We start from the raw sequence: 22,602 nt of genomic DNA, 5'->3' as shown, positions 1-22,602 counted from the left end.
CTCACCTAAACCAACCAGCAGCCGACTCATTCAAGGCCCGGGGTTTCCTCGCGGCGAAGCAGAGCTGACTTCACGGCGGCCCCGTAGCGGAATCCTCCAATGCCCCCGTCGGAACGCCGCACCCGGTGGCACGGGACGAACAGCGCCGCGGCGTTACGCGCACAGGCCGAGGCCGCGGCCCGGGAGGCGGCCGGATTCCCGCTGATGCGGGCGAGCTCGGTGTAAGTCAGCGTGGTGCCGGCAGGGACCTCACGGAGTCTGGACCAGGCCCGCTCGATGAAGGGGCCGCCGACCTGGAGAACCGGGACATCACCGGGAGCGCTGTTCTCGCCGCAGTAGTAGGAGCGCACGGCAGCGACGGCCCGGGCCAGGAGCCCGTCGCACTCCTCTTCCGGAAGCGCCTCGGTGCGGGATGGCCTCAGGCTCGGGTGGATAAGTCCGACCAGCTCCGCGATCTCAGCAGTCCATCCCGAGGCGAGCACGTAGTCGGTCCGGTCGACGCCGTCAGCGGCGCCATCGGAACCACCATGGCCCGTAACGATGGTGAAGGGGCCATCAGGGGTGCTCACGGTGCAGCTGCGAGCTGCGTCGGTCTTCATCGCCATGGAGCCAGGCTACGTAGCGTTCCATGCATGTTCCACCAGTCCGGGCACTGGCCACCGAGGAGCAGAAGAGCCCGCCAACCGTTAAGGCTGGCGGGCTCTTCTCGTGGGATACGTGGAGATGGGGGGAAGGCCGCACCCACCGAATCACGCCGTTTGACGTTTCAGTCCACCAGACGCCGAAACCGAGGGATTCACCCTGCAATGACAGGCAAATGTCGGGATCACCTCAGTGTCGTTGAGACGTGTGGAGATGCGTCTAGTAGCGTATGCGTGTACCCATTCTGTACCCACACGGGAGGAACCGGCATGGCTGGGCGGCTGAGGTTCGGCACGGTAGATCAGCGGGCCCCGAAGGGGCGCCCCAAGCGATGGCGTGCACGCTACGACGACCCGACGTGGACGGGCGATGGGCGCCCACCAAGGATCACTGCACCAGAGACGTTCCCGACGAAGGCGGCGGCCGAGGCTTGGCTGGCCGGGGTGTGGGCACAGGTCGCGGCGGGCACCTGGACGCACCCGGACGAGCTCGAGGCTCGCCGCCAGACGGAGGCCAAGCAGGCGCAGACGGACGCTCTCACCGTCGAGCAGTGGGCCACCCAGTGGCTCACCACCCTGGAGAAGACCCGTTCGGCCGGAACGCTACGCAAGCGCCGCTCCGACCTCCGCGTCCACATCCTCCCCGAGCTCGGCCCCCTCAGGCTCGTTGATCTCACTCCCCGCAAGATCGCCACATGGCACTCGGCGCTACCCTCCGACGGGATCCGGACCGCCTCCTACCAGACACTGCGAGCCATGCTCACCGCCGCCGTCGACTCCGAAGAGACATCCCTGACCGAGAACCCCTGCCGCATTCGCGGCGCGTCCACCGCACGCCAGACCATGGGAGAGCGCTATCTCCTCTCCCCCACCGAGGTCGCCGCCATATCAGAGGTAATCCGCCCCGACCTCTCGGCCCTGGTGACCCTCCTCGCCGACGCCGGCCTACGGATCAACGAGGCACTGGCACTCCACCGCGACGACCTTCACCTGGGGACCAACACCACAGTCATCAACGTCGCCCACTCCCTCGTTCGCGCCGGCACAGACCTGACCCGAGGCCCCACCAAGACCAAGCGGTCACGACGAGTTCAGGTCACACCATCCACCGCAGCAGCGCTCGCGGGTCATCTGGATCGGTTCGCGGAGGTCAGGATCGTGTTCCCGGCACTGCGGGGTGGCTACATGCGGGATTCGACGGCGTCGAAGGCTCTAAGGGCGGCATTGTCGGCAGCCGGCGTGGTGATTCCACCGGGCAAGTACGGTGGGTGGCACGCCTTCCGGCACTATGCCGCGACACGGTATGGGCAGGCCGGGGCCTCGACGTCGGCCATCATGATCCGGTTTGGCTGGACCCGGCCTGAACAAGCGATGCACTACCAGCGAGCGGACGCCGATTACGAGCGAATGATCCTGGACCAGATGGCGGCGCGTGCCGGCGAGACGACCTGGGCGGAACAGGCCGAGGCCGCTGGCGACGTGGTTCGCCTCGAAGGCCGACGGCGGGCGTAGGCCCGCGTGAGCATGAGGGCCACCAGCGTCACAGTCCAGACCTTCAGCAGTCAATCCGTTGCTGCGACCTTGACGAGACTGGCCACTGCCGCTTCAGCTGGTCCGCAGAATATTGCAGCAAGTAGATCCAGCAAGCCGAAGGGTTAACGGCCAATACGACAAAGGTGTCCCACCACCCGCTCTGGGTGGTGGGACACCTTTGTTGTTCCTGAGGCTAGCAGGCTAGGTCGCGAGTGAGGCCGACACGGGCGCGCTCGATGTCGTCGAGGAAGGCGAGGCGGGTACGTAGGGTGTCAACGTCGACCCAGAGCATCTCCGCCGTCTCGAGCTCGTTACGCGCCTGGGCAAGAACAGCAGCGAGCTCGTCGATGGGAATGAGGCGCCTGGCGGCCTCGCGCGCGACGTCGGCCTCGACATCGGGTGGCTGGCAGGTGCTGTGCCCACGTTCGAGGTGGATGAGCTCGTGGGCGAGGGTGCATCGGGCCTCGGCGACGGTCTGCTCGACGGTGAGCCAGATGGAGGTTCCATCAGTGCAGCCCAGGACGGTGGATGGAAGAGAGCTGGTGGGCCAGACAGCGGTATCGGGATGGGCTTGGAGCAGGGTGCTCCAAGGGCGCCGGGTGTGCGGCGTTTCGCAGTTCGCATGAGACATTTTTCTAGGAATAGGGGCAAGGCTCGGCAATCGAGCAGGCGAATGTTTAGGTGTACTTATCCTGCCCCTTCGCTAGTCATCACAGGCCTGTAACTAGAGGATGTATCTAAATTGTTACCCGTAACTTAGTTGGCTCCGCCAGTCTCGTGGGACTCGTCGACCACCTGCTGGCGACGAGCAAGCTCGGCTTCCCACTCGGGACGGTCGGTCACTGTGCGGGCTGCAGCCTCGATAAGTGGCGGGGGCGGCGGCGCGTCAGGGTGAAGCGACAGCACCTGCTCACCCTGGGCGACACCCGCATCGTGCTTCCAGGCATCACGAGCACCGTTACGAACGCTTAGTGAAGGTGCAACTGAACCGGTACGGTCCGAACTCGAATGAGCCACTGCCGACGCCACCTCCGCTTCAGCGGCAGCTATGAACTCTGAGCCACTTCGGCCGATCGCCCGCGCGATCGCAGAGATCTCACCGACCGTAGCAGGGGGCGTGCCGAGGCGCAGGATGATCGAAACCCGGTTCTGCGACATGCCAGCTTTTTCGCCGACATCCGCGTGCTTGGCACCAGTCTCACGTACCGCGTCAGCAAGCAGTGACTGGGTGATGTGATCGACGGGCCTGAGCTGCTTTGCGCGTGCCATGGCTCCACAGTGACACAGTCGTTACCGAAGCGCAACCGAAGTGGGTTTGACGTAAACCGAATTGGGTTCCATCATATTGCCATGTCCTCAAACCCAATTCGGTTCGCCACTCTCGACCAGGAGCTGTCAGGCGTTGTCCGCGCAGAGCTCGGACGCGCCCGCATCAGTCAGGGGGAGATGGCCTCTGAGATCGGTATGCATCCCAACGTGTTCGGTCGCAAATGCCGGGGCCAAGTAGCCTTCTCCCCGGCCGAGCTCGCCGTCGTCGCCGAGCGTCTTGGCCTCACCGCTTCCGCACTCACCGCCGACGCGGAAGAGCGGTTCTTCAACGCACCGTCGTGTTCGCGGACCATCGTCCCCACACTTGCGACCTTGTCATCCTCGGCCACTTCCGGAGGGGAGGCTGAGTGATGTCTGATGTAACTGGACGATCCGAGAAGGATCTCCTAGGCCGCAAGAACGACCTGGCGGCACAGCCTCAACCTCGAGGAGCTCTCTGCGTACGTCGCCCACGAAGGCGCATCGCTGATGATGCTGCCTCTACTCGCCGGGCGATATCCGTTGGGAGGTACTCCCGGTGAAGCCCACGAACATCACCGCCGCTCGCTTCGCCGCCGCTGCTGACCTAAGCATGACGACGGTGCGGTCTCTCATCGCCAAAGGCGACCTGCATGTGGTGAGGCTCGGGCGGAACGTGCGAATCCCGATCTCAGAGTTCGCGCGACTCGGACTTGACCCGCCCGACCTGAGCGACCTGGGCGAGAAGCAGCCCACGGCCTGAGTAATGAACTGCGCGGGTGACCGCGCGCATCTGCCCTGGCAAGAGGGCGCCCCGCGCTGTGTGCGTCAGCGACGGGGCGAAGGAATCAACCAATGAATCCACGAAGGAGTATACCCGTGAAAACCCGTTACACGCCGCGTCACCAGCGTCGGTCCCGTCTGTCGGCTATGGCCACGTCTGTTCGTAGGGCCCTGCGTCCGCACTGGGAGTACCACGAGGTGAGCATCCTCGACGTCCTGGCCGAGGAGCGTGGAAGCGTCCCAGTGCCGTCCCTGTCGTCTCGGCAGGCTCGGTGGGGCGCTGTCCTGCTGGTGCTAGGGGCCTTGTTGGTCCTGGGGAACCTGGTGGTGTGCCTGACCCGGGCATGGGCCTACTCAGGCTTGGCGATCCCCGGGGTCATCGCGACCGGCCTCGGCGTGGTCCTTCTGGAGCTCTCACCCGAGGCCGGCGTATGCCCCTGGTGGGCTGATCCCGACAGCGGCGACACCAGCTCCGTTGAGGATGCTGGCTCGGAAGGCCCGTCGGGGGTGGCGGCATGAGCCGGCGGAAACCTTCCAAGATCGATTGGTCGCACGGTCCGGTCCAGTGCGTTGCCCAGGGCTGCACCACGATGCTGCGCCCCAACAACCAGCGCGCCGAGGGCCAGTGGGCGGACACCGTGCAGCACAAGGGTCATGGCATGTGCTTCAAGCACTGGCAGGCCGACATCGCTGAGGAGAAGCTATCTGAGCGGCTCCGTACCCGGAGCGGGAGCCCTGAGATGAGGATCCGGGGCTCTGCGGCGGCGGTGTTCTGGCCGCTGCCGGCCGAGGGGACCTGGCTCGGGCGGGAGAAGCGGGATCTGGAGAGCTGGGCACGAACGGAGCTGGAGCGCCTCAGTTACCGGGTGATGGGGCGGGCGGTGTTCACGGTTCATCACGGCCGGACCCCGTTCATCTCGGCGATCTTCCGCGTCCGAGATATCCCTCTTCATCGGTTCTCGCGAGCGACGCGGACGGCGGTGGCGGCGGCGTGAGTGGGAATGTGCAGTCGGGACGGCGTCGGGATCTGTGGCAGGCGTTGACGCCTTTGCAACAGTCGGAGGCGTTGCGGTTGACGGTGGCGGTGATTGCGTCTGCCGTGTCGGGGTCGGCGCGGGCGGTGGAGTCCTGCCTGGCTGAGGCCGGGCGGGTGGCCCCTCAGGTGGAGGCCCATGTGCTGTGGGCGGCGCGCGAGCTGACTGGGCCGATGAGGCTGGTCGGTGACACGGAGTCGGAGTCGTCGAGGTGGCTCGAGGAGGGCGCGCGGGTGCGCGCCAAGCAGTGCAGGACCAGTGTTCAGGAAGGACTTTTCTCATGACTACGACAGAGGAGCGGCCGGTGCTCGGCGTCGACGACGAGCAAGCCGGCCTGGCGCAGACCTGCCGAGACGTGAGCCTGACCCCACCGATGCCCGCCTTGCCGGCCGTGGTGGAGCAGGGGCCCCGGGTCCTGTCTCGCCAGGAGGCCACCGACCCTCTGGACCATGTTGTGGAGGGGGCCCGCTACCTGGTCAACCCCGAGTACCTGCAGACCGGGGAGAACGTGCGCCGTGACCTGCGGGCGGGCAAGGGCTTCCTGGAGACGGTGCGCGCTCACGGCGTGGTCAAGGACATCGACGTCTACGTGACCTTGACGGGCCTGGTCGTCCTGGACGGCCACCGCCGCCTGGACGCGGCCCTGGCCCTGCACCTGGAGAGTGTGCCGGTGCGGGTGGTGCGGGTCGATGACGAGGCCGAGCGGATCGCCAGCCAGCTGATGGTTAATGACGAGGCCGAGCACTGCAACAGCGCGGAGCGGGCCGACGCGATCCAGCAGCTCGTGCTCCTGGGCGTGCCTGCCCAGGACCTGTGCAGGCGGGGTATCCGAGGTGAGGAGGTCGCGGCCGCCAGGGCCGTGGCAAGCGCCCCGGAGGCCGTGCGCCAGGCCGCCGTCGAGCGCCCGCAGATCGACCTGGTGGGGCTCGGTCACCTGGCTGAGCTCGCTGCCGACGCCGTGGAGGACTCACCGGTGGTGGCCAAGGCCGTCGCCGATGCGATCGAGCGGCCCGAGCAGGTCGAGCACATCGTTGCCCGGGCTCGTGCTGAGGCCGAGGAGGAGCTGCTCCTGGCTGGCAAGCGCGCCGAGCTCGAGGCTCAGGGCCTGCGTGTGCTCGCCTGGGCTGAAGAGCGTCCCCTGCTCGGGCGTGGCAAGCTCCTGGAAGAGATGGTCGACGAGCGCGGCGAGGTGTTCACCGCGCAGACTCACGCCTCCTGCCCCGGCCACGTCGCCGTTGTTCACCCCAAGCTCGATTGGAACAGCAGTACCCGCAGAGTCGTGGGAGTCTCCATCGACTTCTGGTGCGATGACTGGAGGGCCCACGAGCACCGCAACCGGTGGGCCCGCAACGCCTCCGGGGCGGCCTCAGGGCCCATGGAGGAGGAACAGCGCAAGGCCAGGGCGGAGAAGATCCGCCGCAACAAGGCCATGGACGCTGCTAACGGCGTGCGCCGCCAGTGGATCCAGGACCGGCTGCTGACCTCGGGCACTCGCCTCCCGGCGGTGGCCTGGCGCTCCAGGCTGCCGCTGTACCTCTTCCCGGTGCTGCGCTGGACCCACATGAGGGTGTCGTCCACCGCCCTGGAGAAGGGCAGGGAGCGGCTGGCCTGCGACCTGCCCTCGCTGAGGGCGGTGCTGCCGACGGCGCCTGCCGCTGAGGTGGCCCTGCTGACCTTCGCGCTGGCAGCGATGGAGGGCTCCATCGAGAAGGACACCTGGACCGACACCAGGGGCGTGTCCGCCATGATGACCCGCCTGCACCTGCGCTTCCTCGAACAGCTTGGCTACACCCTCTCCGACGTCGAGGTCGGCTACTGCCAGGACGTCGAGGACTCCACCGACGACAGCGACCTGCACCAGGTCCCCGGCACCAAACCCACCACCAAGACCACCAGGACGGACCAGGCCGAGGAGGGCCAGTCATGACACCAACAACGGCACAGGGGCTGAGGGCCACGGTATCGGCCGTGTGCCGAGCAGAGGACCTGACCGCAGCGATCAAGGCGGTTACCCCGCACGTGGGCAAGGAGAAGGACGGAGGCGGGGTGGAGCGCGTCCGCGTGGTCGCCGACGCCGAGCACATGCGCCTGGCGCTGGTCGCGACCAACCGGCAGAGGGCGGCGGTCGCGCTGGTCCCGCTGCTGGAGGTCGACGACCCCACCGAGCTGGACGCCGAGACGGACACGACCGAGGGCCTGGACTTCACCGCCCCAGCGCTGAAGGTCATCACCCAGGTGTTCAAGTCCACCGGCACCGAGCGCCTGCGCCTGGACATCACCGTCCAGACCCTGCAGGCCACCGACGTCGACGGGCTCCTCGAGGGCCGCACCATCCGTATCCACGCCCAGGGCGAGTACTTCGACGAGAACGGCCTGGATCGCGTCGACGGTGCCGCCACTGTGCTTCGCGTGTGCGCCGAGCCGATCGCCCAGGAGGCCTCCTTCCTGATCCCCGAGGACCAGCTCGCCGCCTGGAAGGCCACGGCCACCGCCCTGGGCGGCCTGCCCCTGGTGGCCACCGCCACCGGCCACCTGCTGGTGGCCTCCGGGGCGCTGGAGTCCCTGATGGGCCTGACCATCCTGGCCACCGGCGACGCCTACGGCACCACCGAGGCCTCCCTGGGCGTGCCTGCCTACAACGGCCCCGCCATCGAGGCCCTCATGGACCTCCTCATAGACGGCACCCCACCCGGCGGAGAACCAGCCCGCGAGGCCGAGCATGCCCTGGTCACCGAGATCCAGCACTGGATCCGCACCCAAACCAACGCCACCGAGACCTCTGAGACCTCTGAGACCTCTGGGAACACCGAGGACGCCGAGGGCGCTGAGGGCCCGTTCGGAGGTGACGCGGCATGAGGGTCCACCTGAGCATTGACGCTGACCTGTCCGAGGGTATGGAGATGACCGCGACTGCGCCGGCTCCTGATGTTGACGCGACCAGCCGGGACGACGTCGTCGCCGGCCAGCGTCGCGAGGTCCGCGTGGTCTCCCAGATCCTGAAGATCATCACCAGCTACCTCGACGGTGACAACCTGAACCGTGACGGTATCGACGAGCTTGCCGGCCAGGGAGTCCAGTTCACCGCCCGCACCCTGCACACGCCGATGGCCGGCGCCGCCGGCATCACCGACGCACCGATCTGGTATGACCGGCAGCAGGACGGCGACCTGACCGCCCTGGACCTCGTGGACAGCCACGCTTCCCCAGCTAACGGGCTGGTTCTGGTCGAGGTCTACACCACCCAGGGTCACGAGGCGTGCCGGGCAACTGCCCGCCTCCTGGGCGAGGAGGGCATCGCATTCACCGAGATGTCCGCCGAGAGCCACCAGAGCCTGCTGCACTCCCGGGGCATCACCACCACGCCGGCGGTTGTCCTGCGGGCGCCGAGCTCAAGGCGGATCATCACCTCCTGGCAGGGCCATCGCCCAGACCTCATCACCCGCTACCTCACCGATGACGAGGGCCCGTTCGGGGGTGACGCGGCATGAGGATCACTATCCGTGTCGAGCTCGATCACCAGGACGGGATCGAAGCCACCCTGATCGCTCCCGCACACCCCATTGACGCCTCCTCCTGCTCCGACGTCGTGGACACCAAGGCCTGCGAGGTCGCCCAGGCATTCACCTTCCTCGGGTTCCTAACTGACGCGTTCCGGGGATATGTCCGGGGCGGTGACTCCATGGGGCAGTGGCTGCGCGACAACGGCATCCGGCTCGGTTTCAGCTCACTCAAGCCGGCCTCCACGAGTCAGGAGCAGCAGGAGGTGTCCTTATGAGCCCGGCACCTGTCTGGAAGGCGGTGATCCGCCTGGCCGCCAGCGACGTGCTGAACCTCAACGACCGGAACCACTGGTCGAAGGCCGCCTCCAAGCGCAGAACCATCCGTCAGCTCGCCGAGCAGACCGCACGGTTCTCTCGCACACCGCACCTTGAGCGCGCCCGCCTCGTCGTCGAGATTGCCTTCCCCGACCGCCGTCGGCGGGACCCGCACAACTACATGGCCACGGTCAAGCCCATCGTCGATGGCCTGGTCGACGCTGGCGTCCTGCCCGACGACGACGCCAAGCACCTGCTCGGCCCGGACCTACGCCGCCACCCAGCGGTTGCCGGGAAGCGAATGGGCAGCCCGATGTACGAGTTTCACCTCGCCCTCTACGACCGGGGAGGCACCACATGAGCACCACCTGGGCGCCAGTGACCTTCTACGAGATCCGCGTCGGCGACACCGTCAGGACCCTGGATCACCGCACCGGCGAAGTGATCGCCGCCGGACAGGTGGACCACATCATCCACTGCAAGGACCACGACCGCGCCGTCAGCCACTCCATGGGCCTGCTGGCCCGCTCCGACTACCCACACATTGAAAGGAGGGCTTCATGGTCACCAGTACAGCCCACCGCGCCCAACGGGTCCTGATCGATTTCTCCTCAGGACCGGTCCACTGCCGCTCCTGCGGCGCCGTCATGCGCCCCGTCGAGGGCATCACCAACGGATGGCCGGCCTCGACCATTCCCTACGGACGCGCCGGTGAGTGCAAGAGCTGCGCCACCCCAACGAAGGACGAAGGCAGATCTACTGGCGAGGGGGAGGCTGCCGTCGCCGTCGAGCAGCCCCTCTCCCCCACCAAAGCCGCTCCGACACCCAACGCGGTTCCTCGGCGTCGACCGCGCCACCGTTTCGACTACCGGCCCCCGACGGAGAACCTCTGCTTCTCCTGCGGACACCCCATCAACCCCCTCACCGGCGAGTGCCGGTGCTCCGACTGACCAGACAAGGAGACCTTCATGTCCACCTTCACCATCGAGACCATCAGCGCTACCGAGGTCCGCCCCGGTGACACCGTCCTCGCCGGAGGAGTTCCCGAGAAAATCAACCGTATTGCGGAGGTCGATGCCGCCGCGAACAACCTCCTCATGATGGGCAAGTCCACCCGGATCCGCCTCTACTCCAGGAAGGACCTAATCGCCGAGGTTCCGCTGTCGACGACCGTGTGCCGGCTCGTTGAGGACGTGGTCTGCGTCCCGGGGGCCGACATCGAGTACCTCCGCGACGCGCACCGCAAGATCACGGCCAAAAGTCCGGCACCGGAGCGAGCACTGGCGGCCGCCGTCTGGGAGTTTCTCCACGCCGCCGGCGCTGAGGACAAGGACAGCAAGGCGGAGGGCGAGGAGGAGACAGAGAAGGACGAGAAGGCATGAGCGTCGCCGTCATCGTCGCAGCCGTGGTCGTCCTGGGTCGCCGCCTCGCCCACCACCACATGAAGGGGCGCAGCTGATGGCCGGTGAGACCGTGCTGACTCTGGTCGGGAACCTCACCGCGGATCCCGAGATGCGCTTCACGCCCTCCGGGGCGGCGGTGGCCTCCTTCACGGTCGCCTCCACGCCGCGCACCTTCGACCGCCAGGCCGGCGAGTGGAAGGACGGCCAGACCCTGTTCATGCGCTGCTCGATCTGGCGCGACGCCGCGGAGAACGTGGCCGAGTCGCTGACCAAGGGCACGCGCGTCATCGTCCAGGGCCGACTGGTCCAGCGCTCCTACACCACCCGTGAGGGAGAGAACCGCACGGTGGTGGAGATGCAGGTCGATGAGATCGGCCCCTCTCTGCGCTACGCCAAGGCCCAGGTCACCCGCCAGCCGCGCGGCGGCGGCCAGGCCGGTCCCATGGCCTTCGGCTCCGGCATCGGCCAGCCCCAGCAGCAGGCCCCAGCCCAACCGCCAGCGACCGAAACCTGGCAGGCACCCCAAGGCGGCGCCCCGAACGACCCGTGGGCCACGGGCGGGCAAGCAGCCTTCCGAGACGAGCCTCCGTTCTGAGTGGAGTTCCCATGAGACGCCATCACGCTCGCGGCCGGGATCCGCCTGGTGCTGTAGATGTCCTGTTGTTTTGTGAGTAGAGAGAGCCCCGTTCCATGCCTTGGGCACGTTTGACTGATACTGCGGCCACGCACCCGATCGTGCTGGCAGTCGCGGAGCACCCGGATGCCGACGACAGGTCGGTCAACGAGGTGTTCGGGTTCATGCTGCGTCTGGCGGCGATGAGCGCGCAGTACCTGACGGACTACGTGTTCTGGTACTCGTCGGCGGTGCAGATGGCCGGCTCGAAGTCACAGGCCGATCACCTGCTCGAGCTGGCGGCCTTCGCCGGCTACGGAGTCCAGGACGTTGAGCCAGGGACTGGCAGGAGGTTCTTCCGTCTCGTGGCGGACCCGGACTTCATCCATATTAAGACCGCCGAGGAGGTCGCGTGGGAGCGCGACCGTAAGGCGAACAACGGGGATGTGTCGATCATCGTGCCGGTGCGCTGGCGCGATGGAGACGCGTGCCGCTACTGCGGGAAGGTCGTCAACTGGGCCGATCGCAAGGGCGGCAAGGGTGGTACCTACGACCATCGCCTGCCTGGCCAGTCGGGCACGTGGCACAGCGAGGTCGTGGCCTGCCGTTCGTGCAACTCGATCCGGGGCAACGCCTCCAAGGGACTGCCCTCATCGGAGGGAATGGCGGCGGCCGACCGTGTCCGACCGCTGCTGACTCCTCCGGACCGCCCGTATTACTCGCCTCGGACCCGGGAGTGGCTCAACAGCCATGCCGACGTCTTGGCGCTTCACGACATGCGCCCGCCTGAGCTCGCCGCGGAGGGGACCAAGCCTCTGCGTGCGGGTAGCGACGTGCGGACGTCCTCGCAGACCGTCGACGGAGTCGGGGCTGGCAGCCAGTCGCCCCGGCCTGGACCCGTCTCCGCATCCAGCCTGCCCGGCAGCCAGCCGGACCAGGCAGCTCATCACCGGCTCCCCGGGCGCGCCGACAGCCAGTCGGACCGCGTTGGTCGGGTTGAGCCCCTCACCGCCGGTGAGGAGAGGCCCGCCCAAGCGGCCGAGGCCTCCCGCGCGCCAGACACGTTCCCCAGCCGACCTGCCAGCCAGGTAGGGACACGGCCGGGTCGAGCGCCCCAGCTCCACTGGGGCAGGCCGTCCAGCAGCCAGTTGGGCAGCCCGTCAGCGCGCGGTGATGATGAGGCACACGTGGAGCCGGTTGACCCCGCCGGCGGGCCGCAGGACGCCGCACGCGCGGCCCCCGGGGCGCGGTCGGTCCCCTCGATCTGTCCGGATCTGCCAGATCAGGTCAGATCCGGACAGATCGAGACAGATCCGCCGGGTACGGAATCTGGATATGCCGGGTCGGGTAGGGACGGGCCGGGACGGGCCTCAGGTCCTGGGACGGGTCCTGGGAGGGGGCTGGCCGGGACTGGGCACGGGCTGGGAGGCGCTCCCCCTGGCACTGGTCGGAGAAGAGCACGACGACGGCGAAGGGCCAGAAGATGAACCGATTACTGAGCGTCCTCAAGGAGGGCTGGGCCGGGTTCCGTCGGGATCTGCGGCGGATACGGGATGACCAGAACCTCTCCGTGTCGGGTTCTCTCGAGGAAGCGGATCGTGAGCTGCGTCGAGCGTGGGCGGTGCTGGTGCTCACGGTGATCGGAGATGAGGTGATCCACCGATGAGTGCGTCGACGAAGCGAGTGCTTGAGGAGGCAATCGCTGCGCACGTGGCTGATGAGATGCCCGGGTCCCTGGGTGGTGCGTGGCTTGTGGCTGTCCAGCTGATCGACACGGCGGATGCTTCCGACCCTGGTAACGGTTTCTTGTTCGCGTCCAGTGGGTCGGTCATTACTCAGGCGGGGTTGGCTGCCGCGTTCATGATGAAGCTGCAAGGAGATATGCGATGAGTGAGTGCGCGTCGGGGTGTTCGATTCGCGGCCATCACCTGGCCGAATGTGACGGCTGGGCCTGGGGTAGGGGTGAGTGCGGGGAGCCGGAGAAGGTTGAGTGCACTGGGTGCTTGCCCCGTCGGGCTGAGTTCGGGGTGTTGTGTTCCTGGTGCTGGGGGCGCCTTCAGTCCTCGGTCCGTACCCTGCCATCCCTGGTTGAACACCTGTTCGACATGGGGACTCCCTCGCTGAGGAGCCCGCTCGGCCGGCCTGGTGGTGGCCGGTCGACGCCGGAGCCTGGGTGCTTGTACTCCGATGCGCTGGTGGCGGCCGATGAGCTGCACGCGATCCTGGGTACCTGGGCCCAGGAGGTCGCGGTGGAGCACCCGACTGCGGGCAGCCTGCCGGTGGGGCTGTGCCGATGGTCGGAAGGGCGTCCGGTGGCCGGGCCGTTGGACTGGGCTGACGTCGCTGACGGCGGCGCTGACCCGGTGATCCTTGGTCCCCGGGAGCCGGAGGACACGCGTCGTCTCGTTGCCTGGCTGGCCCCGCACCTGGAGTGGGTCGCCTCCCAGCACTGGGCCGCGGACATGATCGCCGACCTGGCCCCGGCTACTGGTAGGGCTCTGGCTCGTTGGCCGGTCCAGGAGCCGGAGCGCAGGGTCACCGATGTGCGCTGCCCGTCGTGCGGCGCCTGGTCGCTGGTGATCGTCCCGCCCTCGGTACCGGGAGCCGATCGCCTGGTGCGCTGCACTCTGCCTGCTTGTGGGAGCGTGCTCACCGAGGAGGACTGGGAGAGGACCCGGAGCTGGGCGCTGGCTGTCGCTCGGTCTGCTCAGGCCGAGGCGGCCGCGTCATGAGCGTGACCGGACCTGACGGGGTGGAGTGGGTGACTGCGGCTGAGGTCCGGGAGCGGATGCCGGGTCTGAGCTACCGCACTCTTCAGTCTTGGCGGCGTCGGAAGAGGGTGAGGAGTCTGCGCTCTGCGGGACAGGTGTGGGTGGCCTGGCCCGACGTCCTCGAGCGCGAGGCGGCCGCGAACTGTGCGGGCTGGAGGCGCGGCCGTCGCGCTACTTGTAGTCGATAGCCTGTGCTCGATATACGGTCCCCATGGCAGATGCAACGCCAGGGGACCGTGGTGTTTGAGGGCGAGAGGTCAGGGTCGGCGTCGCTGCTGCTCGATGTCGCCGATGAATCGCTGCGCCGCGCCGATGTTCTTCCGGGGGATCTCGATCGTCCAGAAGATGTCGGGGCTCTCGATGGTCAGGAACTTCTCGCCCCCGGTCTTCTTCTTGGCCGCCAGGGCGAATACCCCGAGGGTGACCAGCCGGGTCATCGTGACCCGGGAGGATAGCTCCTCCCCGTCTTCAAGACGTACCCCCTCCAGTTGGCTGAGGGGGAGGGTCTCAACGGACCCACCCCCCTTCTTCTCCAGCCGGTCGGGGTAGAGATGCAAGGCACCGTCCTTCACTGAGAAGAAGCTGCTGATAGGTCGTTCCTTCTTACGTCCGAACATTGTTGTTCCTTTCTCACCATTGAGCGGACCGGATGATTTTACGCTGCGCCTTGCGGCAGCACAGCGCTCCTTTGGTCTTGGTGTGACACGCCGTCCGCGCCACCGTCTGGACAGGCGTTCGATCGTATTGCATCCTTGGTGTCAGCGGGACACTTGCGCCCAGCCGCTTCAACCGAAGGAGGTTGTCATGGTGGCATGGCAGAGCAGTGACCGCTCTTCACGTCTTCCCGATGACTGGCAGTTGCGTCGCGCCTTCGTCGCTCAGCGCGCAGGCGGTCAGTGCGAAGGTGTCATGGGCGATGGAACAAGGTGCGTCGAGCCTGGCAGAGAGTGCGACCATATCGAGCGCGGAGACGATCACGATGTCTCCAATTTGCAGTGGTTGTGCTCGTGGCATCACAAGCGCAAGACGCAGCAGGAGTCGCGCGCCGACCTCGCGGCGCTGCGCGCGGCCCGAGCGCCACGCCGGCCACCGCATCCAGGGCTCATCCCGACCGTCGACGGGGGTGGGGACCCCGTACCCCGCCCGGCCCCAGCACCGTGAGATGCTGTCGTTTTTTCTGTGTACGGGTCTGGGGATTCTGGGAACGCGACTTTCTGCTGTGATTGCAACGAAATATGGCACCCTTGCCGCGTGGCTGGGAGGCCTTTGAGGCTGCGTGTGAGGCCGTTCAGAGGGGCAGCAGCGCCCCGGGGCGGAAAACTCGCCCGGTGACCGTCACGTAGCGGTCCTGGGAGTAGAACTCCACCGCTTGCCCCTTCCAGGTGCGTCGGAAACCGCGGCGCTCCGGGGCTGTGCCCCACACGTGTAACCCGTCTCCCGACGGCGAGACTTCGACGTAGGAGCCGGCGTAGAACTCGAGCAGCTCGGCCACCGCCTCGCTCGGGTGCCCATACGCGTCCAGGCAGTGGTCCAGGTCGATACACCCAATACCCCCGCCGAGCACGAAGCCGATTCGGCTGTCGCGCTTGCTCGCAGCCTCCCAGGTGTCCCAGGTCGATGGGTCGGTCACTGACGCCCACCGGCCGGTGGACGGGCAGATGGGGCGCTTGCGCTCGTCGTGATTGACCCACCGCGGCATCGTCAGCATCTCAGCGGGCACGGGACAGGCCTTGGCGGCGCGGCGGCGCTCGCGGTGCGCGGCCACGCGGCAGCGTGTCGAGCAGAAGCGGGTATCGGCCCGCTTCGAGCCGCTGATCTGGCGGCCGCACCCCGGCCTACTGCATGTCCTCATAGACTCAAGTGTAACGGATAATTCGTTGGAATAACAGGAATTCGGGGGTGTAGTGAGGTGGCAGGCAGGGGGCCGCAGCCCAAGGACCCGTCCAAGCGGGCGCGCCGTAACAAAGATCCGGAGCCGCTCAAGGTCCTACCCGCTGTGCCGGTCACCCAGCCGAGGTTGCCGACCATCTACGTCGACGTCACCGACGACGACGGGACGGTCCACAAGAAGCGCTTCCACTGGCCGGCCATCACCGAGCGCTGGTGGCGCATGTGGGCCGAGTCGCCGCTGTCGACTGACTACACCGACGTCGACTGGGCGTTCCTGATGGATACGGCTCTGCTCCACGCCCGCTACTGGAAGGGCGATGTCAGGCTCGGCCCCGAGCTGCGCCTGCGCGTCGCCAAGTTCGGCGCCACCCCCGAAGACCGCGCCCGCCTGCGCATCACCTTCGCTGTCGCCGACAGCGCCGAGGCCGGAGGCACTGTTGAGGTCGCAGAGCCCGCCGCCACTTCGGGATCGCGCTCGCGGGCTCGCTCGAAGGTGCTGCGCGTCGTCGACTGATAGAGGGGGTGCGGCCGGTGCCGTGGTCCCCGCTGGATGAGGATGATGAGTTCCCGACTCTGGGGTACGACGTCGCCGACTGGATGACTGCCTTTCTCCTGCAGCCTGACTGCGATGATGTGCTGCCCTTCGTCCCGACGCAGGAGCAGCTGGACTTCCTGGTGCGGCTCTACGAGCTCGACCCGCTTACGGGCAGGCGGGTGAAGTCCCGCGCGGTCATCTCTCGTCCTCGTGGATGGGGTAAGAGCCCGCTCCTGGCCGCGATCTGCTGCGCTGAGGCCATGGGGCCCGTGCTGTGCGATGGGTGGGATGCCGCCGGCCAGCCGGTGGGCGTCCCGTGGGCGACCAGACGGACTCCGCTGGTGCAGGTCACGGCCACCACCGATGACCAGACCGCGAACACTTGGATGCCGCTGCTGGAGATGCTGCGGGGCTCACCGGCCCAGGATGCCTACGACGTCGACCCGCTGGACTCCTTCGTCACGATGCGCTCCGGCAAGATCGAGAAGCGAACATCGTCGGCGACCTCGGTCAAAGGCGCCCGCGCCGTCATGGCTGTTCTGGACCAGACCGAGACCTGGGTGCCCAGCAACGGCGGCCCCAAACTCGCCAAGACGCTGCGCAACAACGCCACCAAGGTCGGCGGCGTCACGATCGAGACCCCCAACGCCCATACGATCGGCGAGAACTCGGTCGCCGAGACGACGGCCCGCTACGCCGAGCAGATCAAGGCCGGCAAGGTCAAGGAAGCCGCTGCCAGGCGCCTTCTATACGACCACAGGGCCGCGCCGCTGGACACCGACATCTCCGACCGCGACAGCCTCATCGAGGGCCTGCGCATCGCCTACGGCGACGCCTCAGCGGACCCCCGCGGGTGCGCCATCCACGAACCTCCCTGCTCACCGGGCTGGGTCGACATCGAGCGCACCGCCGACGACTTCTGGGAGACGGACAACGACCCCGCCGAGATGTGCGCCGATTTCCTCAACCAGGTCGGCGCCGCCTCCGACGCCTGGCTGACCATGCCCGAGCTGCGCGCCATCGAGGACCACAGCAAGACCGTCACCACCAACGAGCCCATCACCCTCGGCTTCGACGGCTCCGAGGGCCGCAAGATCGGCATCGCCGACTCCACGGTCCTCATCGGCTACTCAGTCACCCAGCAGCACCTGTTCAAGATCGGCATCTGGTCCCAGCCCGACGGCCCCAAGGGCGAGGGCTGGCAGCCACCGCGCCTCGAGATCGAGCAGACCGTCCGGGAGACCTTCGAGCGCTACAACGTCGTCGGCTTCTACGCCGACCCCTCAGCCGGGTGGGCGCAGGACGTCAAGACCTGGGAGGCCGCCTACTCGCGCCGCCTGCGTGCCCGCATCAGCGCCGCCGAGCCCATCCGCTACCCCCAGCGCAACGTCTCAGCCACCTGCGAGTCCTTCGCCCAGCTGCTCTCCGCCATCCAGCAGGGCCGTCTCACCTACGACGGTGACCCGCAGATGACCGCTCACTTCCTCAACGCCCGGCGCTCACCACGCCAGGCCGGCTACGTACTCACCAAGCCAGCCGACGACCAGGACTACTCCAAGATCGACGCCACCTGGGGCGCCATGTTCGCCTACCGAGCGGGCCTGGACGCCGTCGGCAAAGGCGCCACCCGCCCGCAGCGACGACGCAAACCCCGCCGGCTCTACGGATAGGGAGGACCATGAGCAAGACGCTCGACCAGTGGGTCACCTTCCTGACCTCCCGGATGGACGCCGCACGCCCCCGCGTGGACCGTCTACGCGGCTACACCAACGGGCACGCGCCCCTGCCGGAGATGGGCCCCAACCTGCGCAAGTCCTGGGAGGCCTTCCAACGACGCGCCCTGGCCAACGCCGGCGCACTCATCGTCGACACCCTCGTCGAGCGCCTCATCCCCAACGGGATCCTGATCGGAGAGTCCCCCGACGGGCCCCGAGCCGTCCAGGCCCGCCGCATCTGGCGGGATAACCGCCTCGACGTCGCCTTCAAGGACGCCGCCCGCGACGCCTTCACCGTCGGCACCGGCTACCTCCTAGTCACCCGCGACGACAACGGCGAGGCCGTCATCACCAGGGAAATGCCCGAGCAGCTCTACGCCGAGCCCGACCCCGTCCGCCCGTGGAAGGCGCTCGCGGCCGTCAAGGTCTGGCGGTCCGTGTCCGAGGGCGCCGACCACATGATCGTCTGGGTCGACGGCGTCAAGGCCACCTACTCCCGCAGCGTCTACAACGAGCGCAATCAGCTCATCAGCCGTGTGCAGGGTAAGTGGGACCTGGACGGCCTCGACGTCTACGACGGTGACCCGCCCATCGTGCTGCTGGGCAACAAGGACAGCATGGGGGAGTTCGAGGCTCACACCGGCCTCATAGACCGCATCAACACCGGGATCCTCTACCGCCTGGTCACGATGGCGATGCAGACCTACCGGCAGCGGGCCCTGCGGACCACCTCCACGGATCCTGGTACGGGACTGCCCGAGGAGGGGCCCGACGGCGACGACATCGACTACCAAGAGATGTTCGAGCCGGGCCCGGGGGCGCTGTGGGAGCTGCCTCCCGGCGTCGAGATCTGGGAGTCGCAGACCGTTGACCTGACCCCGATGCTCAGCGCGGTGAGGAACGACTGGCGCGAGCTCGCTGCCGAGACCCACACCCCGGTCTCGGCGATGCTTCCGGACGCCGCCAACCAGTCCGCCTCCGGCGCCGAGCAGCCTATGCAGCAGCTCGTCTTCAAGGCCCAGGACCGCATCCTGCGGTTCAAACCGGCCCTGGCGGTGATGCTCGTCAAGGCCCTGCAGGTCGAGGGCGAGTCCCTGGACGGTGACACGACGATCGAGGTCGCCTTCGCGCCGCCGGCCACCGTGACCATGACCGAGCGGTACGCGGCCGCGGCGCAGGCCAAGGCCGCCGGCGAGGCCCTGGAGACGATCCAGGAGAACATCCTGGGATACAGCCCCGAGCAGATCGCCCAGGACAAGCAGAGACGCGCTGAGGAGCAGCTCGCGCTGGCACTCAATCTGACCACCCAGCCGCCACCGACGACGTCGGAGGAGATGCAGCCGGTCGGGAACGCGGACACGCCCGGCACCCAGGACCGGCGAACCGCCTGAGCGACGACGTAGGGGGCGGGCATGGCTGACCTGGACCGCCTCGACGCTCTGGCACGCGCCTACGACACCGCGGTCCACAAGATCCGTCAGGACCTGACGGCCTTCGCCTCCCAGATGTGGGCGTCCATGCCCGACTACCGGGACGAGGCCGTCGAGACCATGGCGCGGGCCCTGGCCCCCAGGGTCCTCGCCGGCCAGCTCCAGACCGCCGAGCTGACCCGCGCCTATCTCCTCAGCTGCGCCAGCGAGCTCGGGCTCACGACCAGCGTGCCCGCGGTCAACCGTGAGGCGGTCACCAGGATGCGCGGTGTGGACCCGCTGACGGTCTACCAGCGTCCGGGCATGACCACGTGGACGGCACTGTCCAGGGGCAAGACACTCGACCAGGCCGTCTCAGCCGGCGGGCTGCGGCTGACGCAGCTCATCGGAGGGGATCTCCAGAACGCCAAACGCGTCCAGGCCCGCGACACGATGCAAGCCACCGGCGGCCGGTACTACCGGCGCATCCTGACCGGCCGGGAGAACTGCGCCCTATGCGTCATCGCCTCCACTCAGCGCTATCACGTCGAGAACCTGCTCCCCATCCACCCGGGGTGCGACTGCAACGTCGGCCCCCTGCCCGCGGGCATGGCCGTGGAACAGGTCATCGACGAAAAGACCCTGGAGGCCGCCCACAAGGCTGTCGAGGCCCGCACCGGAGCCTCCGACCGGGCTGGCCGCTTACCGGAGTACAAGGACATCATCCTGACCACCGAGCACGGCGAGTACGGGCCGGTCATCTCCTTCAAGGAGACGAGACAGGACCATCGCAGGGCCTCGGCACCGAAGGCGTCGACGACGGTCGCGCACGCCAGTCCCCGCGACGCCGGGGAGCCCAGGTGGCTTCGCCCCGGAGGCAGCGGGAAGGTCGACGTCCCGGAAGGAACGATCCTCCAGGACCACGAGGTACGCACTGCCCAGGCCCTGGCCGACCTCGGCCACACAGTTCGATTCCGCGTGGTCGACCACACCCCTGGGGTCAAGAACCCCGACGTCGAGATAGACGGCGAGATCTGGGAGTTCAAGGCCCCCAGGGGCGCCTCCGAGAAGAACACGATCTCCGACCAGTTCAAGAAGGCACGCAAGCAGGCGTCCCGCCTCGTCATCGACCTGCGCCGCTGCGGCCTCTCCGATGAGGTCGCGATCGAGCAGATCGAGCGCCGTTTTCGCGGGCAGACACGAATCACCCGCGTCATCGTCATCAGCCACGACGGCACGGTGGCGGCCTTCGAGCACCGGTGATATTCTGCTGCTGAAGGCGACAGGCGTCCCACCAGGGTGCGAAAGCACTGCGGGTCTCCCAGTCGCCTTCGTCGCCGCCTTGAGGCAACGCCGCCTCCAGCCGCTGAGCTCCATCTCGGCCCACAAGCTTGCCCGCGCTCGCGGGCGCCCACTACCGGCCCCTACCGAAACGGCAGGGGCCTTTGTCATGCCCGAAACGGGAAGGAACCACCATGCACGTCACCACCCCCACCCCACCTGCTGGTCAGACCACTAACGGCACGACCACGGAGCCCGCCGTCCAGAGCTCCGGCGAGACCACCGGCACCAGCTCCTCCGCTCAGGCGCCCCAGGAGACCGAAACGGTCGATTGGAAGGCCGAGGCGGAGAAGTGGAAGGCCCTGTCCCGACAGAACGAAGACCGGGCGAAGGCCAACGCGGACAAGGCCAAGCGCCTCGACGCGATCGAGGAGCAGTCCAAGAGCGAGATGCAGAAGCTCCTGGAGGCCAAGGAGGCCGCTGAGAAGCGAGCTGCCGCCGCTGAGACCGCTTCCCTCAAGGCCCGTATCGCGGCTTCCAAGGGCGTTGACGTGGATCTGCTTACCGGAACCACGCAGGAGGAGATCACCGCCTCCGCTGACCGTCTGCTCGCCTGGCGCGGCCCCGTCACCCCGCCGGCCTCCACGTCCTCGGCGGACGCCGGCCAGCGCGGGGATAACGTCGCCGGGCCCCGTCAGCTGACGCGCGAGGACCTCAAGGCGATGACGCCGGCCCAGATCAACAAGGCCCGCCGCGACGGGCAGCTCAACCAGATCATGGGCGTCTCCTGACGCCCCCCTTCCCGATAAAGGAGCCACAGTGTCCACCAGCCACTTCATCCCTGAGGTATGGGCGGCCTCCATCCTCGAAAACCTCCGCAACAAGGCGGTTCTGACCGGCCTGGCCAACCGCGACTACGAGGGCGATCTCAAGGCCGGAAACACCGTCCACATCCCCGGCATCGTCGACATCCAGGTCAAGGACTACAAGACGGGTGTGGTCACCAAGCCCGGTGGAGGCGGCACACTGCCGCGCACGACCGCGCCGGACGAGGTCTCCGACACCGGCATCGAGATCAAGGTCGACCAGGAGAAGTCCTTCGACTTCATCGTCGACGACATCGACGCCGCCCAGGCCAACCAGCCGGTCATGGACAAGTACTCCGAGTCCGCGGCCGCCGGCCTGGTCGAGGACGCCGAGACCTTCCTGACGACCATGACCCTGACCGGCGGCACCGCCGCCACCGGCCTGACCGCGCCGACCAACTGGGAGACAGCCTACGACGTCGTCCGTGGCCTGCGCCGCCGGCTGACGTCGGCCAAGGTCCCCCAGGCCAACCGGACCCTGCTGGTCAACGCTGCCTTCGAGGAGTTCCTCCTCTCCGACGGCTCGAAGCTCACCGCCTTCGACAAGTCCAACACCACCGAGGGACTGCGCGAGGCGATCATCGGCCGTCTCCTCGGCTTCGACGTGGTCGTCTCCCCCTGGGTCGACGACTCCAAGCCCACCGCGGCCGGCATCTACACGCCGGCGTTGGCCTTCATCTCACAGGTCAACAAGACCGAGTCCATGCGGGCGGAGAACAAGTTCGCCGACCGCGTCCGTGGCCTGCACGTCTACGGAGGCAAGATCACGCGCCCCACCGCCGTCCAGGTCTTCAAGGCGGCGTGATATGCGAGTCAAAGGAGACAACGGACTGACCTTCGACGTCGTCGACACCGTAGCCACTGGCCTCATCGCCGCCGGCTACGTCGAACAGGTCCCCGACGAGCAGGCGCAGTCCACCACCCCGGCCAGCGAGGACGAGCCCCCACCCGACGACCCAGACGCTGGCACCGACCCGGCCCCGCAGAAGCCGCCCAAGGGCGGCAAGACGACCTAACGAGGAGACG

29 protein-coding genes are annotated in these 22,602 nt (G+C 67.6%); 23 read left to right on the top strand and 6 right to left on the bottom strand.

What is annotated here, in order from left to right; translation table 11 throughout:
* Window positions 1-26 precede the first annotated feature (26 nt).
* The gene (locus FK256_RS12465) at window positions 27-605 is read right to left on the bottom strand and encodes a methylated-DNA--[protein]-cysteine S-methyltransferase (RefSeq protein ID WP_009233730.1); all 579 of its coding nucleotides are present in this window, start codon (window positions 603-605) and stop codon (window positions 27-29) included.
* Between the two features lie 306 nt (window positions 606-911).
* Here FK256_RS12465 and FK256_RS12460 point away from each other — a divergent pair, with 306 nt between their 5' ends.
* Entirely contained in the window at window positions 912-2,153 is a 1,242-nt protein-coding gene (locus FK256_RS12460; RefSeq protein WP_170197966.1) for a tyrosine-type recombinase/integrase, read from the top strand.
* 214 nt (window positions 2,154-2,367) lie between these two features.
* On the opposite strand, the gene FK256_RS12455 is transcribed toward FK256_RS12460, so the two are convergent.
* Complete coding sequence (locus tag FK256_RS12455) at window positions 2,368-2,805, bottom strand: ImmA/IrrE family metallo-endopeptidase (protein WP_141424967.1); 438 nt, start codon at window positions 2,803-2,805, stop codon at window positions 2,368-2,370.
* Window positions 2,806-2,930: 125 nt separating this feature from the next.
* Window positions 2,931-3,443, bottom strand: coding sequence for a hypothetical protein (locus FK256_RS12450; protein WP_141424966.1), 513 nt, complete (start codon window positions 3,441-3,443; stop codon window positions 2,931-2,933).
* Window positions 3,444-3,524: 81 nt separating this feature from the next.
* Here FK256_RS12450 and FK256_RS12445 point away from each other — a divergent pair, with 81 nt between their 5' ends.
* The 15 genes from FK256_RS12445 (at window position 3,525) to FK256_RS12380 (ending at window position 13,841) form a co-directional block, all read left to right on the top strand.
* Window positions 3,525-3,854: a helix-turn-helix domain-containing protein gene (locus tag FK256_RS12445; protein WP_021606549.1), complete on the top strand. Its 330-nt coding sequence runs from the start codon at window positions 3,525-3,527 to the stop codon at window positions 3,852-3,854.
* Between the two features lie 166 nt (window positions 3,855-4,020).
* A complete protein-coding gene (locus tag FK256_RS12440) occupies window positions 4,021-4,224 on the top strand; it encodes a MerR family transcriptional regulator (protein ID WP_021606551.1) in 204 nt (67 codons plus the stop codon).
* Between the two features lie 116 nt (window positions 4,225-4,340).
* Window positions 4,341-4,763 carry a hypothetical protein gene (locus FK256_RS12435; protein ID WP_141424965.1) on the top strand — a complete coding sequence of 141 codons (423 nt, stop codon included), beginning with the start codon at window positions 4,341-4,343 and terminating at the stop codon, window positions 4,761-4,763.
* Window positions 4,764-4,834: 71 nt separating this feature from the next.
* A complete protein-coding gene (locus FK256_RS12430) occupies window positions 4,835-5,239 on the top strand; it encodes a hypothetical protein (RefSeq protein WP_141424964.1) in 405 nt (134 codons plus the stop codon).
* A 319-nt stretch (window positions 5,240-5,558) separates the two neighbouring features.
* On the top strand, window positions 5,559-7,205 hold the full coding sequence (locus tag FK256_RS12425; RefSeq protein ID WP_141424963.1) for a ParB N-terminal domain-containing protein: 1,647 nt from the start codon (window positions 5,559-5,561) through the stop codon (window positions 7,203-7,205).
* On the top strand, window positions 7,202-8,134 hold the full coding sequence (locus FK256_RS12420) for a hypothetical protein (RefSeq protein ID WP_021606556.1): 933 nt from the start codon (window positions 7,202-7,204) through the stop codon (window positions 8,132-8,134). Before FK256_RS12425 ends, FK256_RS12420 begins: the two co-directional genes overlap by 4 nt.
* On the top strand, window positions 8,131-8,766 hold the full coding sequence (locus tag FK256_RS12415; protein ID WP_021606557.1) for a hypothetical protein: 636 nt from the start codon (window positions 8,131-8,133) through the stop codon (window positions 8,764-8,766). The genes FK256_RS12420 and FK256_RS12415 overlap by 4 nt, the downstream gene beginning before the upstream one ends.
* Window positions 8,763-9,053, top strand: a complete 291-nt coding sequence (locus FK256_RS12410) for a hypothetical protein (protein ID WP_021606558.1) — start codon at window positions 8,763-8,765, stop codon at window positions 9,051-9,053. Before FK256_RS12415 ends, FK256_RS12410 begins: the two co-directional genes overlap by 4 nt.
* Window positions 9,050-9,454 carry a hypothetical protein gene (locus FK256_RS12405; RefSeq protein ID WP_021606559.1) on the top strand — a complete coding sequence of 135 codons (405 nt, stop codon included), beginning with the start codon at window positions 9,050-9,052 and terminating at the stop codon, window positions 9,452-9,454. Before FK256_RS12410 ends, FK256_RS12405 begins: the two co-directional genes overlap by 4 nt.
* A complete protein-coding gene (locus tag FK256_RS12400; RefSeq protein WP_021606560.1) occupies window positions 9,451-9,693 on the top strand; it encodes a hypothetical protein in 243 nt (80 codons plus the stop codon). Before FK256_RS12405 ends, FK256_RS12400 begins: the two co-directional genes overlap by 4 nt.
* Window positions 9,654-10,043 (top strand): hypothetical protein, encoded by a 390-nt coding sequence (locus FK256_RS12395; protein WP_034471758.1) that lies wholly within the window; start codon window positions 9,654-9,656, stop codon window positions 10,041-10,043. The genes FK256_RS12400 and FK256_RS12395 overlap by 40 nt, the downstream gene beginning before the upstream one ends.
* Window positions 10,044-10,061: 18 nt before the next feature.
* Window positions 10,062-10,475, top strand: a complete 414-nt coding sequence (locus FK256_RS12390) for a hypothetical protein (RefSeq protein WP_141424962.1) — start codon at window positions 10,062-10,064, stop codon at window positions 10,473-10,475.
* A gap of 76 nt (window positions 10,476-10,551) precedes the next feature.
* Window positions 10,552-11,091 (top strand): single-stranded DNA-binding protein, encoded by a 540-nt coding sequence (locus FK256_RS12385; RefSeq protein ID WP_141424961.1) that lies wholly within the window; start codon window positions 10,552-10,554, stop codon window positions 11,089-11,091.
* A gap of 140 nt (window positions 11,092-11,231) precedes the next feature.
* The gene (locus FK256_RS14355) at window positions 11,232-12,596 is read left to right on the top strand and encodes an HNH endonuclease (protein WP_034471788.1); all 1,365 of its coding nucleotides are present in this window, start codon (window positions 11,232-11,234) and stop codon (window positions 12,594-12,596) included.
* 690 nt (window positions 12,597-13,286) lie between these two features.
* The gene (locus tag FK256_RS12380) at window positions 13,287-13,841 is read left to right on the top strand and encodes a hypothetical protein (RefSeq protein ID WP_021608045.1); all 555 of its coding nucleotides are present in this window, start codon (window positions 13,287-13,289) and stop codon (window positions 13,839-13,841) included.
* Window positions 13,842-14,137: 296 nt separating this feature from the next.
* Here the strand turns inward: FK256_RS12380 and FK256_RS12375 are convergent, their stop codons facing one another.
* From FK256_RS12375 to FK256_RS12365, 3 genes are all read right to left on the bottom strand, one after another.
* Window positions 14,138-14,437, bottom strand: coding sequence for a hypothetical protein (locus tag FK256_RS12375; protein WP_150387393.1), 300 nt, complete (start codon window positions 14,435-14,437; stop codon window positions 14,138-14,140).
* Between the two features lie 277 nt (window positions 14,438-14,714).
* Entirely contained in the window at window positions 14,715-14,975 is a 261-nt protein-coding gene (locus tag FK256_RS12370) for a hypothetical protein (RefSeq protein ID WP_021608044.1), read from the bottom strand.
* Window positions 14,976-15,168: 193 nt separating this feature from the next.
* Complete coding sequence (locus FK256_RS12365) at window positions 15,169-15,732, bottom strand: hypothetical protein (RefSeq protein WP_034471786.1); 564 nt, start codon at window positions 15,730-15,732, stop codon at window positions 15,169-15,171.
* A 57-nt stretch (window positions 15,733-15,789) separates the two neighbouring features.
* Here FK256_RS12365 and FK256_RS12360 point away from each other — a divergent pair, with 57 nt between their 5' ends.
* The 7 genes from FK256_RS12360 (at window position 15,790) to FK256_RS12330 (ending at window position 22,592) form a co-directional block, all read left to right on the top strand.
* On the top strand, window positions 15,790-16,284 hold the full coding sequence (locus tag FK256_RS12360; RefSeq protein ID WP_141424960.1) for a phage terminase small subunit: 495 nt from the start codon (window positions 15,790-15,792) through the stop codon (window positions 16,282-16,284).
* Between the two features lie 17 nt (window positions 16,285-16,301).
* Complete coding sequence (locus tag FK256_RS12355) at window positions 16,302-17,975, top strand: hypothetical protein (protein ID WP_021606574.1); 1,674 nt, start codon at window positions 16,302-16,304, stop codon at window positions 17,973-17,975.
* An 8-nt stretch (window positions 17,976-17,983) separates the two neighbouring features.
* Window positions 17,984-19,411, top strand: a complete 1,428-nt coding sequence (locus FK256_RS12350; protein WP_021606575.1) for a phage portal protein — start codon at window positions 17,984-17,986, stop codon at window positions 19,409-19,411.
* 21 nt (window positions 19,412-19,432) lie between these two features.
* Window positions 19,433-20,692 carry a CdiA C-terminal domain-containing protein gene (locus FK256_RS12345; protein WP_141424959.1) on the top strand — a complete coding sequence of 420 codons (1,260 nt, stop codon included), beginning with the start codon at window positions 19,433-19,435 and terminating at the stop codon, window positions 20,690-20,692.
* Between the two features lie 212 nt (window positions 20,693-20,904).
* On the top strand, window positions 20,905-21,501 hold the full coding sequence (locus tag FK256_RS12340) for a hypothetical protein (protein ID WP_021606577.1): 597 nt from the start codon (window positions 20,905-20,907) through the stop codon (window positions 21,499-21,501).
* A 28-nt stretch (window positions 21,502-21,529) separates the two neighbouring features.
* Window positions 21,530-22,381 (top strand): phage major capsid protein, encoded by an 852-nt coding sequence (locus tag FK256_RS12335; RefSeq protein ID WP_021606578.1) that lies wholly within the window; start codon window positions 21,530-21,532, stop codon window positions 22,379-22,381.
* A 1-nt stretch (window position 22,382) separates the two neighbouring features.
* Window positions 22,383-22,592: a hypothetical protein gene (locus FK256_RS12330; protein WP_021606579.1), complete on the top strand. Its 210-nt coding sequence runs from the start codon at window positions 22,383-22,385 to the stop codon at window positions 22,590-22,592.
* The last annotated feature ends 10 nt before the right edge of the window (window positions 22,593-22,602 follow it).

This window comes from Actinomyces johnsonii, from assembly GCF_006546835.1.
Classification (GTDB): Bacteria; Actinomycetota; Actinomycetes; order Actinomycetales; family Actinomycetaceae; genus Actinomyces; species Actinomyces johnsonii.
The sequence above is the reverse complement of the archived record's forward strand: the minus strand, read 5'-3'. Positions and strand labels throughout refer to the sequence as shown.

Bases quoted from the DNA above. Each gene is read 5' to 3' on its own strand.
- FK256_RS12430 (WP_141424964.1), top strand. From the start codon at position 4,835: ATGCTGCGCCCCAACAACCAGCGCGCCGAGGGCCAGTGGGCGGACACC.
- FK256_RS12395 (WP_034471758.1), top strand. From the start codon at position 9,654: ATGGTCACCAGTACAGCCCACCGCGCCCAACGGGTCCTGATCGATTTC.
- FK256_RS12385 (WP_141424961.1), top strand. From the start codon at position 10,552: ATGGCCGGTGAGACCGTGCTGACTCTGGTCGGGAACCTCACCGCGGAT.
- FK256_RS12460 (WP_170197966.1), top strand. From the start codon at position 912: ATGGCTGGGCGGCTGAGGTTCGGCACGGTAGATCAGCGGGCCCCGAAG.
- FK256_RS12450 (WP_141424966.1), bottom strand. From the start codon at position 3,443: ATGGCACGCGCAAAGCAGCTCAGGCCCGTCGATCACATCACCCAGTCA.
- FK256_RS12420 (WP_021606556.1), top strand. From the start codon at position 7,202: ATGACACCAACAACGGCACAGGGGCTGAGGGCCACGGTATCGGCCGTG.
- FK256_RS12465 (WP_009233730.1), bottom strand. From the start codon at position 605: ATGGCGATGAAGACCGACGCAGCTCGCAGCTGCACCGTGAGCACCCCT.
- FK256_RS12365 (WP_034471786.1), bottom strand. From the start codon at position 15,732: ATGAGGACATGCAGTAGGCCGGGGTGCGGCCGCCAGATCAGCGGCTCG.
- FK256_RS12410 (WP_021606558.1), top strand. From the start codon at position 8,763: ATGAGGATCACTATCCGTGTCGAGCTCGATCACCAGGACGGGATCGAA.
- FK256_RS12345 (WP_141424959.1), top strand. From the start codon at position 19,433: ATGGCTGACCTGGACCGCCTCGACGCTCTGGCACGCGCCTACGACACC.
- FK256_RS12370 (WP_021608044.1), bottom strand. From the start codon at position 14,975: ATGCGGTGGCCGGCGTGGCGCTCGGGCCGCGCGCAGCGCCGCGAGGTC.
- FK256_RS12425 (WP_141424963.1), top strand. From the start codon at position 5,559: ATGACTACGACAGAGGAGCGGCCGGTGCTCGGCGTCGACGACGAGCAA.
- FK256_RS12350 (WP_021606575.1), top strand. From the start codon at position 17,984: ATGAGCAAGACGCTCGACCAGTGGGTCACCTTCCTGACCTCCCGGATG.
- FK256_RS12455 (WP_141424967.1), bottom strand. From the start codon at position 2,805: ATGTCTCATGCGAACTGCGAAACGCCGCACACCCGGCGCCCTTGGAGC.
- FK256_RS12330 (WP_021606579.1), top strand. From the start codon at position 22,383: ATGCGAGTCAAAGGAGACAACGGACTGACCTTCGACGTCGTCGACACC.
- FK256_RS12390 (WP_141424962.1), top strand. From the start codon at position 10,062: ATGTCCACCTTCACCATCGAGACCATCAGCGCTACCGAGGTCCGCCCC.
- FK256_RS12400 (WP_021606560.1), top strand. From the start codon at position 9,451: ATGAGCACCACCTGGGCGCCAGTGACCTTCTACGAGATCCGCGTCGGC.
- FK256_RS12405 (WP_021606559.1), top strand. From the start codon at position 9,050: ATGAGCCCGGCACCTGTCTGGAAGGCGGTGATCCGCCTGGCCGCCAGC.
- FK256_RS12340 (WP_021606577.1), top strand. From the start codon at position 20,905: ATGCACGTCACCACCCCCACCCCACCTGCTGGTCAGACCACTAACGGC.
- FK256_RS12445 (WP_021606549.1), top strand. From the start codon at position 3,525: ATGTCCTCAAACCCAATTCGGTTCGCCACTCTCGACCAGGAGCTGTCA.
- FK256_RS12415 (WP_021606557.1), top strand. From the start codon at position 8,131: ATGAGGGTCCACCTGAGCATTGACGCTGACCTGTCCGAGGGTATGGAG.